General features: G+C 64.2%; 15 protein-coding genes. 4 read left to right on the top strand and 11 right to left on the bottom strand.

Annotated elements, in window-relative coordinates; translation table 11 throughout:
• Positions 1 to 215: hypothetical protein (locus tag AB4083_RS20535; RefSeq protein ID WP_441610369.1), on the bottom strand; the 215-nt coding region annotated here is incomplete at its 3' end.
• 1,077 nt (positions 216 to 1,292) lie between these two features.
• Here AB4083_RS20535 and AB4083_RS20540 point away from each other — a divergent pair.
• A complete protein-coding gene (locus tag AB4083_RS20540; RefSeq protein WP_441610370.1) occupies positions 1,293 to 1,808 on the top strand; it encodes a hypothetical protein in 516 nt (171 codons plus the stop codon).
• Between the two features lie 111 nt (positions 1,809 to 1,919).
• Here the strand turns inward: AB4083_RS20540 and AB4083_RS20545 are convergent, their stop codons facing one another.
• From AB4083_RS20545 to AB4083_RS20560, 4 genes are all read right to left on the bottom strand, one after another.
• The gene (locus AB4083_RS20545; protein WP_441610371.1) at positions 1,920 to 3,791 is read right to left on the bottom strand and encodes a M48 family metalloprotease; all 1,872 of its coding nucleotides are present in this window, start codon (positions 3,789 to 3,791) and stop codon (positions 1,920 to 1,922) included.
• Complete coding sequence (locus AB4083_RS20550) at positions 3,788 to 5,836, bottom strand: DUF4034 domain-containing protein (protein WP_441610372.1); 2,049 nt, start codon at positions 5,834 to 5,836, stop codon at positions 3,788 to 3,790. The genes AB4083_RS20545 and AB4083_RS20550 overlap by 4 nt, the downstream gene beginning before the upstream one ends.
• A gap of 99 nt (positions 5,837 to 5,935) precedes the next feature.
• Complete coding sequence (locus AB4083_RS20555; protein WP_441610373.1) at positions 5,936 to 6,466, bottom strand: hypothetical protein; 531 nt, start codon at positions 6,464 to 6,466, stop codon at positions 5,936 to 5,938.
• A 113-nt stretch (positions 6,467 to 6,579) separates the two neighbouring features.
• Positions 6,580 to 6,831, bottom strand: coding sequence for a hypothetical protein (locus tag AB4083_RS20560; RefSeq protein WP_441610374.1), 252 nt, complete (start codon positions 6,829 to 6,831; stop codon positions 6,580 to 6,582).
• Between the two features lie 263 nt (positions 6,832 to 7,094).
• Here AB4083_RS20560 and AB4083_RS20565 point away from each other — a divergent pair, with 263 nt between their 5' ends.
• The gene (locus AB4083_RS20565; protein WP_441610375.1) at positions 7,095 to 7,295 is read left to right on the top strand and encodes a winged helix-turn-helix transcriptional regulator; all 201 of its coding nucleotides are present in this window, start codon (positions 7,095 to 7,097) and stop codon (positions 7,293 to 7,295) included.
• Between the two features lie 269 nt (positions 7,296 to 7,564).
• On the opposite strand, the gene glmS is transcribed toward AB4083_RS20565, so the two are convergent.
• The 5 genes from glmS to AB4083_RS20590 all read right to left on the bottom strand — a co-directional run bounded on the left by glmS (position 7,565) and on the right by AB4083_RS20590 (position 12,927).
• Positions 7,565 to 9,394 carry a glutamine--fructose-6-phosphate transaminase (isomerizing) gene (gene glmS, locus AB4083_RS20570; RefSeq protein ID WP_441610376.1) on the bottom strand — a complete coding sequence of 610 codons (1,830 nt, stop codon included), beginning with the start codon at positions 9,392 to 9,394 and terminating at the stop codon, positions 7,565 to 7,567.
• 195 nt (positions 9,395 to 9,589) lie between these two features.
• Complete coding sequence (locus tag AB4083_RS20575) at positions 9,590 to 10,960, bottom strand: pyridoxal-phosphate dependent enzyme (protein WP_441610377.1); 1,371 nt, start codon at positions 10,958 to 10,960, stop codon at positions 9,590 to 9,592.
• Positions 10,961 to 11,117: 157 nt separating this feature from the next.
• Positions 11,118 to 11,354: a YdcH family protein gene (locus AB4083_RS20580; protein ID WP_167257087.1), complete on the bottom strand. Its 237-nt coding sequence runs from the start codon at positions 11,352 to 11,354 to the stop codon at positions 11,118 to 11,120.
• Between the two features lie 365 nt (positions 11,355 to 11,719).
• On the bottom strand, positions 11,720 to 12,322 hold the full coding sequence (locus AB4083_RS20585; protein ID WP_441610378.1) for a hypothetical protein: 603 nt from the start codon (positions 12,320 to 12,322) through the stop codon (positions 11,720 to 11,722).
• On the bottom strand, positions 12,319 to 12,927 hold the full coding sequence (locus AB4083_RS20590; protein WP_441610379.1) for a DUF4398 domain-containing protein: 609 nt from the start codon (positions 12,925 to 12,927) through the stop codon (positions 12,319 to 12,321). Before AB4083_RS20590 ends, AB4083_RS20585 begins: the two co-directional genes overlap by 4 nt.
• Before the next feature lie 87 nt (positions 12,928 to 13,014).
• On the opposite strand from AB4083_RS20590, the gene AB4083_RS20595 reads away from it, so the two are divergent.
• Positions 13,015 to 14,130 carry a PilT/PilU family type 4a pilus ATPase gene (locus AB4083_RS20595; protein ID WP_441610380.1) on the top strand — a complete coding sequence of 372 codons (1,116 nt, stop codon included), beginning with the start codon at positions 13,015 to 13,017 and terminating at the stop codon, positions 14,128 to 14,130.
• 65 nt (positions 14,131 to 14,195) lie between these two features.
• Here the strand turns inward: AB4083_RS20595 and maiA are convergent, their stop codons facing one another.
• Positions 14,196 to 14,861: a maleylacetoacetate isomerase gene (gene maiA / locus AB4083_RS20600; protein ID WP_441610381.1), complete on the bottom strand. Its 666-nt coding sequence runs from the start codon at positions 14,859 to 14,861 to the stop codon at positions 14,196 to 14,198.
• A gap of 161 nt (positions 14,862 to 15,022) precedes the next feature.
• Here maiA and AB4083_RS20605 point away from each other — a divergent pair, with 161 nt between their 5' ends.
• Positions 15,023 to 16,186, top strand: a complete 1,164-nt coding sequence (locus AB4083_RS20605) for a phosphoglycerate kinase (protein WP_441610414.1) — start codon at positions 15,023 to 15,025, stop codon at positions 16,184 to 16,186.
• Positions 16,187 to 16,197: the final 11 nt, after the last annotated feature.

A 16,197-nucleotide genomic window follows, 5' to 3' on the forward strand; every position in this document is an offset into this window, starting at 1 on the left:
ATATCGATAAACGCGCTGATGCCTTCCAGCATGATCGGCAGGCGTTGTGCGTCGATGTTCTCGCGTTCGTCGACCAGCTCAGCCAATAGCTGGATGGCGTTGTACGCGTACTGCAGCCATTCGGTGGCGTCATTCAACAATGCATCCGGCCCCGCATCGGGATCGGAGAAATAATGCGCGTGGCGGGAGATCCACGGATCGCCAAAGTCGTTCATAAGCAGCTCCTTGCTAAGCGCCGCATCCTCGCCCCATAAAACGGCACGCCGCCAACAGCTCGACGTGCCGCCGACCTTACGGACTCGAAGATTCACCGACGGCCCAATGCTTGGGCGCCGGGCGGTTTGATTGAGGAAGTGGGTTGTGGCTTCGGAAGCTTCGCCGTTGCGCAGGGCAACGCGCCGGATTACACGGCTCGGATAATTCCTGCGAAAACTCTTAGGCCGCGGTTCTTCAACCGTGTCCGCGATGTCGCCGGACGGCCCGGATGTTCGGTGGGTGTGTCGTCCTGGGGATCGACGAGCGCGTCGGTGCCGTATGATCTGGGGTAGCCATGATCGACTCTCTGTCAGTTGGTGATGGTCAGCGGGTCAGGGGTGCTCGATACACCCTTGGCCCGCGCTTCTCACAGCATTGCTGCCATGGTTACCCGCGACGCGGCGAAAACACTCCGCGGGTAACAGCTACCAAAGTAGCAAGATGACTTAGCCGCTGTCTTTAGGTGAAATCCGATATTGCGCCCAACGTGAAACTCTTCTCCCCTCCGGGGAGAAGATGCCGGCAGGCAGATGAGGGGTCGCTCTAGCGCAAGCGTTTCAACGAAGCGAAGAAGCATCCGCGATATCACCTCACAAATACGCGACGCAAAATGCCAGCACATCGGAAATGTATTTCCGCCTAATCGCGAACACCTGCGATCAAACGCTCGCACCACATTGCGCGCAGACTCGACTCCACGAATTATGCGATTCAAATCGCATCGCCAGCACCACGACGGCGCTAGATTGCGCCCGCGCTCGCATCCGTTCCCTCGTTGCAGAGTCGAACCATGCGAACGCGGACCTGGGGCCCGTCTACCGACACGGCCTGCAGGCATTCGATCATCTTAGGAGCTGCGCCATGGTTAATACCGATGACCTGAAGCACCTGTTCGCGCTGTTCACCAGCTGGCTATCGCCGTAAACCTCGAATAGAGGCTTTCAAGCGCGCCCCATTTCGGGGCGCGCTTTTCTTTGCTTCAAGATGCCGTGGAAACGAGCTAAGGTCGTGACCTGGAAATGCGGAAAATACGTCTTATGCAGAATCGAGCCAGGGTCTCCCGCACCGTTGCGTCTTTCCTCGCCATCGGCCTCATGAGCATGGCCGCCACGCTGGCGACAGCTCCGGTTTCTCCGGCAAACGCCCAGCAGGCATACGTCCCGGCGCAGAAGGATTTCGTCGGCAAATGGAAACTCAGCAGTGCGACCAGTCGGCCGCCGCTTGACATGAAGAATGCGCCGACGCCTTCGCAAGAAGCCGACGCCACGATGTTCCAGGAGACAGTGACGAGCTTTTACTCGACGCTCGACTATCTGGAGATCACCGCGGACGGTCGTTACATTTTCCACCGATCCGGTGACCCGACCGCTGGACCCTGCGCTCGGTGCGGCACCTGGTCCTTCAACGAGAGCTCACTGTGGCTAAAGCTGGATACGGCACCGCGGCTCGATATCCACGCCCAGGGCGGCGAGATGCAGATGACCTTCACCGCGGAAACCGATGCGACATCGAAGTACGCCTGGCTGGCTTTCGGCTGGACCCGGATCAAGTAAGCCGCGCGACAGGCCCCTCAGTTCATGCCACGGAGGCAGGCCAACCCGGGGGCATCATCGAGCCGAAGAGATCGTCGTGCGCCATCGGGTGCACTGACGACATGAGATGGCTCAGGCAATCAAGCTCTCATGCGTGCAATAAGCCGGGATCGGGCCGCCTGCATCGATAAAACGCACTTCCAGATAAAGATGCAGTCGCGTCTGCAAGCGCTCCAGCAACCGCCTGCAGGCCGAAGCGCTCACATCCTCCTCGCCGGTCAGCCTGCCCACCAGGCGCATGAACCAGCTGTCGTGCGCCTGCACGTACAAGAACCAGCGCGGTGGGTCTGCCGTCTCCGGCGGCGTATCGCGGCAAAGCCAGATAGCGCGGGCGTGCTGGAAAAGCGGTTGGAGTTTCTCTCGCAGCAATGCAAGTTCGGTCGCCTGCATGCCATGAGGAAACAGATCGTCGCCTGCTGGCCGGCTTCCATCGCCGCCGGTCCAGGCCAGGTCGGCGACCTGCCGATGCCGCTCGGCTGCTGACGCATCTCCCGCCCGCAGGTAAAGCTCGCAAAGATGGCGGTGTGCTCGATGCTCCGAAGAAGACGGGATGGCACCGATGCGATGCCACGCGGCAATGGCCCCGCGCATATCCCCATCACGTTCCAGGTCATCGGCCTTGAGTTCCAGCAGGGCAAGGTCGTCGGGTGCCTGTTGCAGCCCTTGTGCCATCGCTTCAGCGCGAAGCGGACCTGCGGGATCGAACTGCTCCGCCAACTGCGCCAGCTGCCTCCAGTCGTGCTCGTCAAACAGCTGTTGCTCGCGACGCTGCAGAAGCCTCAGGAACTGGCCATGCTGCCGTGCCCGCCGTTCTTTTGCTTCCTGCCAGCCCCTGGCCGCGTGCTCACGCCAGTCAGCATCAAGCTGCGCAGAGATAGCGGAGGCCTCCCCTTGCAGCCAGTCCGACGCCGCCGACGGTGCTTCAAGGCGCCAGGGAAGGCGGTCCGGAAGTAGATCTGCCGGCCCCCTTCCCGTCGCCGCAAGGCGCTCGGAAAACACAGGGTGAGTATCGTGAATATCCGCTTTCAGGCAGAGGCTTTCGTGCAGCCAGACAGCCGCCTGCGCACCATCACGTGGACGACTGCTTGCCGGCTCCGTCAACAGCTGCGTAAACGGCTGTGCCTGAGCGATGTCATCGTGGCCAGCCCGCGCGAAGATATCCGGCCAGAATTGGTCGGACATGGCTTTTTGCCGCAACACCAGGGCGATTTCCGTTTCGAAAGCGGCGTCGGCACCCACCACCGCCATGGCCTGCGCATCGGCCACGACTTCGCAACGGCGATAAAACTCCAGCGTCTCGCGCCTCATGCGCGGCACATACCAGGCGAGAAACAATCGCAGCGGAGCGGTGATCAGCCGATGATTGCGCTCATGCAATGCACCCAGCGCTCCCCACCGTTGACGTGCCACATAAGCCCAGCGTGCGAAATGGCCATGCCGCCGCGAGATATGTGCATATTCATGCGCAATGACTGCCGCGGCCTGCCTGCTCGTCAATAAGGCAAGAAGCGGCAAGCCGAGCACCAGCACGTGCTTCGGCCGACCGGCACGGGAGCCCGCCTGATAGATGGAGGCATTCAACTCGGTGTTGATATAGATGGCCGTGAACGCCGGCGCATCGCAGGCCCGCCGCAAGCGTTCAATCTCGCCGGCAAGTGCGGGAACCGTGCCGAGCTCCAGCGCCATTCCGTTCGAGACCGGAGCCGGCGGTACCGTCGCATAGGCGCGCAGGACCATCAGGCCATAAGCGAGCCACGACAGCGAAGGCAAGGCGAGGAGCGCCAGCACCAGCGGCGATGACACCAGCCATGCCAGCAGAAGCGGCGACAGGATCAGCGCAACCCCGCAGACCAGCAGACACGCGTCGCCAAAGGCGAGCCATATCAGGGCTCGCGATCTGCCTTCACGCGGTGGAGGGAGCGGGCTGGCCACGGCGACGCTCATTTCGGCGGCAGATGCTCGCTCGAAAGTTTCTTGCCGAAAAAGGCTCGCAGCCCCCGCCCGGCCATCTGCCATCCGCTCGCCCCATAGACCTGCGTCTCCAGCCAATCCAGCGTGGAATGGCTTGGGAAAAGCTCCTTGTAGCGATCGAACCACTGCATGGCGATGAACTCGCTTTGAGGAACCCCATCGCCATATTTGTAGGCCAGGACGATCTCGCCATAGGCCTCTCCAGCGATGTGATCGTCCTCGTGAGCGACCAGGGATTTCATATGGGCGATGGCCTGCTGTTTTTCGTCCGCCGTGCCTTGCCGCCGATCGACGCTCGCGATCCTGATCATCGCCATGTCGATGCCGCCATGCATTGCCCTGACGTAAAGCGAGCGGATGCGCTCGAAGTTCTCACGGACCGTCAGGTCCAGCTTGTCGACATGTTCAAGACGCCAGGCGTAGTTGTGCAGCGCGACCGGCTCACCCTCCTCCGCTGCTTGCATCAGCCAACGATTCGCTTCGCTCTCATCGAGCAGCGATGCCTCCACATCAGAGCGGATTCCTGCGGTGATGTCGTACATGCTGGCCGCGGCAGAGTAAACGCGCCTTTGCGCAAACGCGCGGGTGAGATAGGTCGCCTCCTTCTGAAAGCCCCCATCCCAGATCAATCGGCAAGCATGCATGGGCGTACATTCGTCGGGCTCGTAGAGCGGCTCCAGTTGTACCGCGCGATCGATCAATTGCGTCGCAATGGCCGGGTCGGCTTCGATACCCCATATGCCGAACTGCCAGGCAAAGGCAGCCACGGTGAGCATGGTCGGCTCATCGAAATGGCGCACCGCCGTTTGCAGGACGCTTGCATAGGCGCCTTCTTCATCGTCGACATGTTTGTCGTCGACGTGCTTGATCAACATCAGGTTGGTGAAATCCCGGAACGGACCATCCACGCCCGGATAGGTCTCGGGCGGCTTGCCATATCGAATGGATTCGACATGGCGTTGGTGCGCCAGCTTCGGGTCCTTGAGCGAGTAATGGGTGAAGTTGGCGTACTTGCCGAGCGCCATGAAGCGCAAGTCATCGGAGAGATCGCGGGCAAGCCAATCCTTGAAGATTTTCTCCCTGGCGCGGATCTCGCGAACATCGCCCGGCTCCGGATAATCCGGAATCGTCAGTGCGTCATGCACGCCGGGCCAGCGGACGGCATTGCGTTCCTGCTCGCTCAGCGCAGCACACAAGGGACCGACGGCGAATTTCTCGACCTCTCCATCGTCGCCACCCCAGCGTGGGCTCAGATACTGGGCATAACCCGCCAGGAGACCGGGCCAGCGCGGCCTGAGCGAAAGGCCATAACGCAGCCAGTAATACCCCGGATTTTCGATGTCCGCCGGTTGCGGCGGCGGCAGAGCGGAGGGAAGCGTCGCCGTTAAGCTGCCGGGCGGCTTCAGGCCATGCATGGCCAGCCGGGCGCAGGCGGCATCGTAAAGGCCGGGCTCGAAGTCATCCCGCTGCATGGTGGTTTCCACGGGCGAGCCGCGAAACAAGGCATCGACAAAGTCCGGCTGACCGAGATACTGGCTGATCTGCATCATGGTTTCGACGGCAAGCGCCGGCCGCTCCGAGAGCGCCATCGCCGCCAGCAGATGCTCGGCCGCCGTTACGCAAGCCATGTGGGCGGCGACCCATTGGTCTTCGCTCACCGCGGATGCCCAGGCCGCCGTCCGAATGGCGCAGGCCCGGCCGAAATAATACCGGCCGAGGATTTGCCTGGCGTGGTAGGAGCGCGGACAGGCCTGACTCCAGGCCTCCAACCCTTCCAATCTGAGGGACGCATCGACGCTGGCGTAGTCGAACAGGCCGGCACCGCTGGCCAGAAACCGGTAGTGGACTTCTTCCCCATCCGTCGGCTGCCACCATGCCGCTTCAAGCGCGGTCAGCGTGTGCTCGATCTCGTCGAAGCGCCGCTCAAGCATCGCCTTCCGTAATGCTTCGCGCTGCCGGAACCGGGCCCATTCAGGACCATCCAGCGGCAAGGGCGGCGAGCTTGTGATGATCTGCATGGATAGATCCTTCGACAATGGGGAAGTGGGAGGGGATAAAGAAAACTGGCCCGCGAACAGGGCCCACCGCGCCGCGGGCCGACAGCGCTTTTCGGCAACCTATCTGGCGTAGTCCGGCGCTGCCGGACACGCGTGCTGGGTTACTTCGAGCCGTACGATGTCGTTGCGTGCGAGCAGGTCGTCGCGGACATAACCGACCCGGACCCGTGAATCGGCATGGACTATGCCGCCTCCGGGTTTGGTCGCATGATAGCCAAGCCGGATTTCGTCCGGCCCGTAATCGAACAGCTGCCCCGCCACGAACCATTGCTCCACGCCTGAATCGGACTCGCCCGATGAGGCAAGCCCTGGATGGAACTGATCGAGGCAGCCCTCAACGCTGGCAAAGCGGCCACTCAGAACCTGCGCCTTCACCGCCCTGACATGACGGATCTCGTGCAGCAGCGCCCAGCACGCGCCCACCGTGATGGCCAAGGAAGCCAGAAGGAAGAACCACGCGCCTTTTCGTCCGAAGCGGGTCAGATACGACGTGAAGCCAACCATGCTCAGACCGACCACCACGAAGGTGAGAAAGAAGAGATAGGCCGGGCTGATCAGGTCAGGGTTTCGGGTTAAATCGAAAACGTCCAAGAACACATCCTCTGTGTAGCGCCATACCATGGCCGGACTGGCACGAATCCGCAATGCCATCGGGCTCAGTAAGAAGCCTCATGGAATTCGCTTTCGCATCGACGGTTGCAACTTCACCCACGGGGACCGGGGTTCGCGCCGGTGATGAGCATGTAAAGCGCGAAAGCCACGCTCTCCACCCCTTCTCTGAGGGCCGTCAATGGCCGTAACACGGCATTGAGCCGCCGATTCTGTTTCAGCGCCAGCTCGTCATCGGAAGCGACCAAGGCTTCAGATGTCGCTGATGTCATCAGATCCATGCCCTCGTAAGCCTCGCGGCTATTTGCGGGGTATTGTTGTCCTGACAGTTCGGCGTTCCAGACCATGTAAAGCGGCGTATCAAAATCGCCGACAGAATTGCCATTGGAGGGCTCGAAGCCAAGATCCGCGAGGTCTGATCGGAGAGCGGATCCAGTTGAATGCTGACTAGAGTGTCATGTGCAGAACTCGCTATTGCACGCCCTTAGTGGTCAGCGCTGCATCATCAATCCGCTATCGAGCATGGCCGGAGCCTGGTTGGCATCCATGCCCTGGATCGTACACGCGACCAGGCGCTGATCCAGGCTGATCCTGGGCGGAGTCGAAGGCCTTGACGCTGTGCCTGCGCGGCCTGGAGCGCGATGGGCTGGTCAAGCGGACGGTGCTCGCGAGCATGCCGCCGCACTTGGAATACGAGCTCACCGCGATGAGCATTTCACTGACCAGGCCGGTGACCGAGCTGGGGATGTGGGCGATTGAATATGTGGACGACATCGACGCGGCGAGAGCCGCGTTTGACGCGCAGGACTAAGTAGCTGCGCCTCGAATCAAGGCCAGCGCACCGCCAAGATCAGTTTACGGCGCAATGCTTACACGCCCCGCGCGGGCCAGTGTCTTGCGTGTGGCTTATGCGTCCAGGTCATTCCTACCAGGGATTGAAGCGCCAGCCATCAAAGACTTGACCTCACAAAAAAAGCGCTTGCCGAGAAACAGCAAGCGCCCTTCAGAACAGGTCACAACTTTATTGCCTAGGTCACATCTTTATTTCATTTCCGCAGATGTCACCCAACAACGCCGTGATTACTCCACCGTCACCGACTTCGCCAGATTACGCGGCTGATCCACATCCGTGCCGCGCAGCACCGCCACGTGATACGCGAGCAACTGCATCGGCACCGTAAACACCGCCGGTGCGATGAAATCGCCACCGCCGTCGATGCGCAGAATGCTGCCGCGCGCCGCATTGCCGTCCATGCTGGCCGCGCCATCGGCGAACACCAGCAATTCGCCGCCGCGCGCGCGCACTTCCTGCAGGTTGGACTTGAGCTTGTCCAGCAGCGGGCCGTTCGGCGCCACCGCGATCACCGGCATGTCTTCGTCGACCAGGGCGAGCGGGCCGTGCTTGAGTTCACCGGCGGCGTAGGCCTCGGCGTGGATGTAGGAGATTTCCTTGAGCTTCAGCGCGCCCTCCATCGCCACCGGATACTGCGCGCCGCGCCCGAGGAACAACGCGTGCTGGCGGTGGATCAGGTGCTCCGCCAGGTCGACGATCTGCGGCTCCAGTTCCAGCGCACGCTCGATCTTCTTCGGCAGGCTCTGCAGCTGCGCGGTCAGGTCCGCGTAGCGTCCATCGTCCAGGCCGCGCTGGCGGGCCAGCTGCAGGGTGAGCAGGCCCAGGGCGGCGAGCTGGGTGGTGAAGGCCTTGGTGGAGGCCACGCCGATCTCGGGGCCGGCGCGCGTCATCAGCTTGAGGTCGGCCTCGCGTACCACCGAGGACTCCGGCACGTTGCAGATCGCCAGCGTGCCGAGATAGCCGCGGCGGCGCGATTCGCGCATCGCGGCCAGGGTGTCGGCGGTTTCGCCGGACTGGGAGATCGCCACGAACAGCGTGCCTTCCGGCACCACCGCTTCGCGGTAACGGTATTCGCTGGCCACTTCGACGTTGACCGGCAGGCGCGCGTATTCCTCGATCCAGTACTTGGCGACGAGGCCGGCGTGGTAGCTGGTGCCGCAGGCGATGATGTGCAGGCCCTTGGCCTTGCTCAGCAGCTCGTCGCCGTTCACGCCGAAGATGTTCGGCAGCACGCCGTGCGGGCCGATGCGCGCTTCGAGCGTGTCGGCCACCGCGCGCGGCTGCTCGAAGATTTCCTTCTGCATGTAGTGGCGGTATTCGCCGCGCTCGACGGCATCGGTGGAAAGCTCGCTCTCGTGGATGGCGCGCTCGACCACTTGTCCGTCCTGGCCGAACACGCGCACGCGGTCGCGGGTGATTTCGACCACGTCGTGTTCTTCGAGGTAGATCATCCGGTTGGTGACCTGGATCAGCGCCTGCGCATCGGAACCGAGGAAGTTCTCGCCGATGCCCACGCCGACCAGCAGCGGCGCGCCGCGGCGGGCGCCGACGACGCGGCCGGGCTCCTTGTCGCTGATCACGGCGATGGCGTAGGCGCCTTCCAGTTCATGCACCACCGAGGACACCGCGTCCAGCAGCGACTTGCCGGGTACCAGGCGCTCGCTGATCAGCGCCGCCATCACTTCGGTATCGGTTTCGGAGGTGAACACGTGACCGCGCGCTTCCAGCTCGCTGCGCAGCGACGCGTAGTTCTCGATGATGCCGTTATGCACCAGCGCCACGTGGCCGGCGACGTGCGGATGCGCGTTGACCTTGTTCGGCACGCCGTGGGTGGCCCAACGCGTGTGCGCGATGCCGGTGCCGCCGGGGAACGGGTCGGCCAGATACTGCGATTCCATCTCGCGCACCTTGCCTTTCTCACGGACGCGGCGGATCTCGCCTTCCTGCAGCACGGCCAGGCCGGCCGAGTCGTAACCGCGGTATTCCAGCGCTTTCAGGCCGGCGATAAGCAGGGGAGCAACGTCGCGCTGGGCCGTGGCGGCAACGATTCCACACATGGGCAGAGTCCTCTTGAGGGGAAATGGGGACCGGAAGCGGACTTCCGCCGGCCGGGACTTTGTCGGCCGCCCATTTCAGCAAACTTTCGTGACGCATCCGACCATGCATCGGCCATTTCGTGCACTTGAGCGGCCGGCTGTTCATCGAACAGCCGGCTTTGTGGCGACGAGCATCCGTCAAGGATGGATTGGCGCCTAGTGCACCTTACGGCGTAGGTAATTCAGCAGGTCGATGCGGGTGATCAGGCCCATGAACTGCTCGCCGTCCATCACGATGGCCACGTGGCCGCGCTCGAACACCGGCAGCAGCGCGGTGATCGGCTCGTGGCAGTCGAGGATCTGCAGGTTGCTGATCATGGCGGTGGCCACCGAGTCGCGGAAGCGGCTTTCGTCCGCGTGCACGTGCATCAGCACGTCCGATTCGTCGAGGATGCCGACCAGCTTGTTGCCGTCCATCACCGGCAGCTGCGAGACGTCGTACAGCTTCATGCGCGTGTAGGCGGTCATCAGCAGTTCGCCTGGGCCGACCACCACGGTGTCGCGCTGGGTGAACGGGCGCAGCAGCAGGTCGCGCAGGTCGCCGTGCTGTTCGCGGTCGATGAAGCCGTTGTCCAGCATCCAGTAGTCGTTGTACATCTTCGACAGGTACTTGTTGCCGGTGTCGCATACCAGCGTCACCACGCGCTTTGCGCTGGTCTGCTCGCGGCAATACTTGAGCGCGGCGGACAGCAGCGTGCCGGTGGACGAGCCGCCAAGCACGCCTTCCTTCGCCAGCAGTTCGCGCGCGGCGAGGAAGCTTTCCTTGTCGCTGATCGCGTAGGCCTTCTTGACCCGGCTGAAGTCGCTGATGCTCGGCAGGAAATCCTCGCCGATGCCTTCGACCATCCAGCTGCCGGACTTGGTCGAGAGCACGCCTTCGTTGATGTATTGGGCGAGGATCGAACCGACCGGGTCGGCCAGCACGATCTCGGTGTTCGGCGACACGTCGGCGAAGTAGCGCGACAGGCCGCTCATGGTGCCGGACGAGCCGCAGCCGACCACGATGGCGTCGACGCGCCCGTCCATCTGCTCGAGGATTTCCGGGCCGGTGGTGGCGATGTGCGCGGCCGGGTTGTCGGGGTTGCCGAACTGGTTGATGAAGTAGGCGCCGGGGGTTTCGCGCGCGATGCGCTCGGCCATGTCCTGGTAGTACTCCGGATGCCCCTTGGCCACGTCCGAGCGGGTGAGCACCACTTCGGCGCCCATCGCCTTGAGGTTGAAGATCTTCTCGCGGCTCATCTTGTCGGGCACCACCAGGATCAGGCGATAACCCTTCTGCTGCGCCACCAGCGCCAGCCCCAGGCCGGTGTTGCCGGCGGTGCCTTCGACCAGGGTGGCGCCGGGCTTGATCCTGCCGGCGCGCTCGGCGCCTTCGATCATCGACAGGCCGATGCGGTCCTTGATCGAGCCGCCGGGATTGGCGCTTTCCAGCTTGAGGAAGAGCTCACAGGGACCGGCATCCAGGCGCTGCGCGCGCACCATCGGGGTGCGGCCGATCAGTTCGAGGACACTCTGGTGGACCGTCATGGAAGCTCCTGCGTTGGCTTGCGGGCGGTCCGGATCGGACCGCCTCAGACTGCCGATCATACCGAGCCGACCCCTTCCCCTGGAAACGAGGCGGCCCCGGCAGCCGTTCCCTCGAGGGGTGGCTCCGGGGCCGCGAACTTGAGTTTGAAACCGCAGGCTAGTTGACGATGCGGTGCTTGTGCGCGCGTTCATCCCACATGCGCTGCAACCGTTCCTTGGCGTGGAGCTTTTCTTTCTTCATGCCGGTGAGGGTCATGTCGTCGATGGGAAGGACGCCGATCTCGGCGTCGTGCACCTTGCTGTCGAGCTCTTTGTGGTGCTGGTAGAGCCGACGGAATTCGGCGTCGGCTTTCATCAAGGCTTCGACATCGTCACGCTGCTGGTTTTCGAACATGATCCGACCTCCTCGCGAAGAACCGCGGACGCGGGATCGGTGCGCCCGCTAACGGTGATAAATCATGCGCATGCCAACAGCCCGCGCCGGCTTGCCGGTACGCAGGTGATGGGGTGATCGAGGGATAGGCGCATGATTCAGGTCAGTGACCCATGGTGCATGAGCGCCCCATGGGTATTCGACCCTACTCCCGCCCCCGGGGGCATGCAAGCGTATGGCGGCGAAGCGCGCAGCAGCGCGATTCGCGCTGGAAAAGACCGTCGCGGCAGGCTTTTTTTCGCGTTAATCGATGGTCTCGGCGGAAACGAAAACGCCCGGTGACAAAGCCACCGGGCGCCTCGATACACGCGGTCGGGAGAACCGTCTTACTTGCCTGAATCGCCCTGCATCTGCGAGCGCATCGCCTTGGCGGCCTGGGTGGCCAGGTCGGCCTGGCGCTTGGCGGCGTTCGCCACCTTGGCCTGGGCGGCGGCCAGCTTCTTGGCCTGGTCGGCCTGGGCCTGGGCCTGCACCGCCTGGGCCTGCGCGGCAGCGCCTTCCTGCTGCAGGCGCGAGGCTTCTTCCTGGGCCATCTGGTACTGCATGCGCTGGCGTTCCAGTTCGCGGCGCGCGGCCTCGACCTCGCGGCGGGTGCCGTCGAGCTGGATCTGGTCGTGCTCGCGGTCGAGCTGGTTGACCTTGAGCTGGGCTTCCTGCAGCTGGGCGGTGGCCTTGGCCAGGTCGACCCGGCGTTCGGCCACGTACAGCTCGTGCGGGCGGTCGCGCGAGCGGGCCTGGGCCAGGCGGCCGATGGCGTCGCGGGCGCGGGCCTGCTCGGCCTGCGCATAGCCGCTCAGGGCCGGGTCGCGGGCGAGCTGGTCCAGGCTGCTGTTGAGGCGGGCGACGTCCATATCGTCCTTGGCGTGGGCGCTGCCCACGGCCGCTACGGCGAGCACGAGCGCCGCCAGGGTGGTGCGCAGCGGGGTCATGGGTGGCCTCCCTGATCGTTGGTCTGCGGTTGCGGCTGCGGCAGGGTCTGGAAGCCGCCGCCCTGCGGCAGCGGCTGCAGGGCCGACGACGACGGCGCCGGCATGTCCTGGGTCTGCTCCTGCGGCGGCAGGCCCTGCTGCTGTTCCTGGAACTGCCGCTGTTGCTGCTGGGCCGCCTGCTGGGCAGCTTCTTCCTGCGCATTCAGGTTCTGCTCGATCTGCTCGCGCAGCTCGCGGTTGGCCTGGGTCTTGCGCTGGATCTGGGCGCGGGCGGCGCCAAGGCGCGCCTTGGCGCGCGCCAGCTCGGCATCCGCCTGGGCCTCTTCGGCCAGGGTGGCGGCGTCCTCGTACTTGCGATTGGCCATCGCGGCCTGGGCTTGCTGGAACTTATTCTGGGCGAAATCCAGGTCGACCGGGGCGTAATCGGCCGCCCCGGCGTCACGGGCGTACTGCAATTGCATCTGCGCCTGGTTCATGGACCCGTCGGGCGGAGGCACGCTGGCGCAACCGCCGAGCGAGCCCAGCACCAGGGCTAAAACCAGGGTGGAAAGTACCGTGCGGACGCCATTTTGACGGCCTTCCGGCGCGGAGAAGATGTGGACCATCACTCATTCCTCTAAGAGTGTCGCAGCGTATTGTGGGCGGGCATAATCGTTGTTTGCAACGCGTGAGCGTCAATTCAGGGGACACGAGTGGACATTGGTTACTTCCTCAAGCTCATGGTGGACAAGGGCGCGTCGGACATGTTCCTGACGACCGGCGCCCCCGTGAACATCAAGGTGGAGGGCAAGCTGTACCCGTTGGGCAATACCGGACTGCCCAGCGGCATGGTGAAGAAGATCGCCTATTCGCTGATGGACGAAGGCCAGGTGCCCCAGTTCGAGCGCGACCTCGAGCTCAACATGGCGCTGGCGGTGAAGGAAGCCGGCCGTTTCCGCATCAACGTGTTCAAGCAGCGCGGCGAAGTGGGCATGGTGATCCGCGCGATCAAGAGCGAGATCCCCAGCATCGACCAGCTGCAGCTGCCGAGCATTTTCCGCGACCTGATCCTGGAGCCGCGCGGCCTGATCCTGGTGGTCGGCGCCACCGGCTCGGGCAAGTCCACCACCCTGGCGGCCATGCTGGACCACCGCAACCAGAACACCTCCGGGCACATCCTCACCATCGAGGATCCGATCGAATACCTGCATCGCCATAAGAAGTCCATCGTGAACCAGCGCGAGGTCGGGCTGGACACGCATAGCTATCACGAGGCGCTGAAGAACGCGATGCGCGAGGCGCCGGACGTGATCATGATCGGCGAGATCCGTGACACCGACACCATGGAAGCGGCGATTTCGTTCTCCGAGACGGGCCACTTGTGCCTGGCCACCCTGCACTCCAACAACGCCGACCAGACGCTGGAGCGCATCCTCAACTTCTTCCCGGAATCGGCGCACAAGAACGTGCTGATGAACCTCGCGCTGAACCTGCGCGCGGTGATCAGCCAGCGCCTGGTGATCGGCAAGGACAGCCGCCGCCTGCCGGCGACCGAGGTGCTGCTCAACACCCCGTTCATCCGCGACATGATCCGCCGCGGCCAGATCCACGAGGTGAAGGAAGCGATGGACCGCAGCCTGCAGGAAGGCATGCAGACCTTCGACCAGTCGCTGTACCGCCTGTACAAGGAAGGCCGCATCGAGCTGGACGAGGCGCTGGCCAAGGCCGACTCGCGCGACGGCCTGGCGCTGAAGATCCGCCTGTCCGAAGGCGGCGGCGCCGACAACACCGAGCTGGTCGGCAACGACCCTTACGGGCTCGGGTTCTAAGTACCGCTCAGAAGAGAACACCGTCACCCCAGCCTTCGCTGGGGTGACGCGTTTCAAGGCCCAGCTCAATCCACCGCCGGCGCATCCGGCTGCGCTTCCGGCGCGGCGCGCTTGAACGCATCCAGCGCCTGGCAGGCCTCGACGATGCGCTGGATGGTGGGGAACGCGTCCATCGGCAGCTTCCAGCGCACCGCGTTGTAGTGCTGCGGCACCAGGCAGGCGTCGGCCAGGCCGGGCTGGTCGCCATGGCAGAAACGCCCCGTCGCCGGGTTGGCGGCCAGCATCGCCTCCAGCGCGCGGAAGCCCTCGCCGATCCAGTGCCGCGACCAAGTGCCGCGCACGGACTCATCCACATGCAGCTCGTTGCCCAGGTACTGCAGCACGCGCAGGTTGCCCAGCGGGTGCACGTCGCAGGCCAGCAGCTGCGCCAGCGCACGCACGCGGGCGCGGCCGGCGGCATCCGATGGCAGCAGGGCTGGCGCCGGATGCGTCTCATCGAGGTATTCCATGATCGCCATGGACTGGGTGAGCACCTGCGCGCCGTCGACCAGGCAGGGCACCAGCTCCTGCGGATTGAGCGCGCGGTAGGCCTGCAGGTGCTGCTCGCCGCCGTCGCGGACCAGGTGTACGGGGCGCTGCTCGTAGGCCAGCCCCTTCAGGTTCAACGCGATGCGCACGCGGTAGGCCGCGCTGGAGCGCCAGTAGCCGTACAGCACCAGGTCCGGGGTCATGGGCTTGAAGTCCTTTGGCTGTCTCAAGGCGGCCAGGATACCCGTGCCGCGGTTTGCATCGTCATGGGGCGGGCGGGACAATACGGGGTTCGCGCTCTATCGGGCGCCCCGTTGCATCCACACTTCCAACCAGGAGTTGCGCCGTGTCGTCCTTCCTCCGCATGAGCGATCTTGATCTGCGCGGCAAGCGCGTGCTGATCCGCGAAGACCTGAACGTGCCGATCGAGGACGGCCGGATCACCTCCACCCAGCGCCTGGACGCCTCGCTGCCCACCATCGAGGCGGCGCGCGACGCCGGCGCCCGCGTCATGGTGATCTCGCACCTGGGCCGCCCGAAGGAAGGCCAGTTCGACGCCGAGTCCTCGCTGGCACCGGTGGCCAAGTGGCTGGGCGACAAGCTGGGCAAGCCGGTGCGCCTGGTCTCCGACTACCTCGGCGGCGTCGACGTCGCCGAAGGCGAGGTGATAGTGCTGGAGAATTGCCGCATGAACGTCGGCGAGGGCAAGGACGACGAAGCCCTGTCGAAGAAATATGCCGCGCTGTGCGACATCTTCGTGATGGACGCCTTCGGCACCGCGCACCGCGCGCAGGCTTCCACCCATGGCGTGATCAAGTACGCCCCCATCGCCGCCGCCGGCCCGCTGCTGTCGGCCGAGCTGGACGCGCTGGGCAAGGCGCTGGAGCATCCGGCCAAGCCGCTGCTGGCGATCGTCGCCGGCTCCAAGGTCTCCACCAAGCTCACCCTGCTGGAGAACCTGATCGGCAAGGTCGACCAGCTGATCGTCGGCGGCGGCATCGCCAACACCTTTATCGCCGCGGCCGGCTACGGCGTCGGCAATTCGCTGTACGAACCGGACCTGCTCGACGCCGCCAAGAAGGTAATCGCCGACGCCAGGCGCCGCGGCGCCGAAGTGCCGATGCCGGTGGACGTGGTGGTGGCGCCGGAGTTCTCCGCCCACGCGCCGGCGACGGTGAAGCCGGTGGACCAGGTGAAGGACGGCGAGTTGATCCTCGATATCGGCCCGCAGACGGCAAAGAATTACGCCGCGCTGATCGCCAAGGCCGGCACGGTGGTGTGGAACGGCCCGGTCGGCGTGTTCGAGTTCGACGCATTCGGCAAGGGCACCGAGACGCTGGCGCGTGCCGTCGCCGCGTCCGACGCGTTCTCCATTGCGGGCGGTGGCGACACGCTGGCCGCCGTCGAGAAGTACGGCATCGAGAAGGATGTCTCGTACATCTCGACCGGCGGCGGCGCCTTCCTGGAATTCCTGGAAGGCAAGGAACTGCCCGCGGTGGCGGCGCTCAAGGCGCGCGCAGCGAAGTGAGCGATTCGCGC

The organism is Dyella sp. 2RAB6 (genome assembly GCF_052115385.1).
In the GTDB taxonomy this organism is placed as follows: Bacteria; Pseudomonadota; Gammaproteobacteria; order Xanthomonadales; family Rhodanobacteraceae; genus Dyella_D.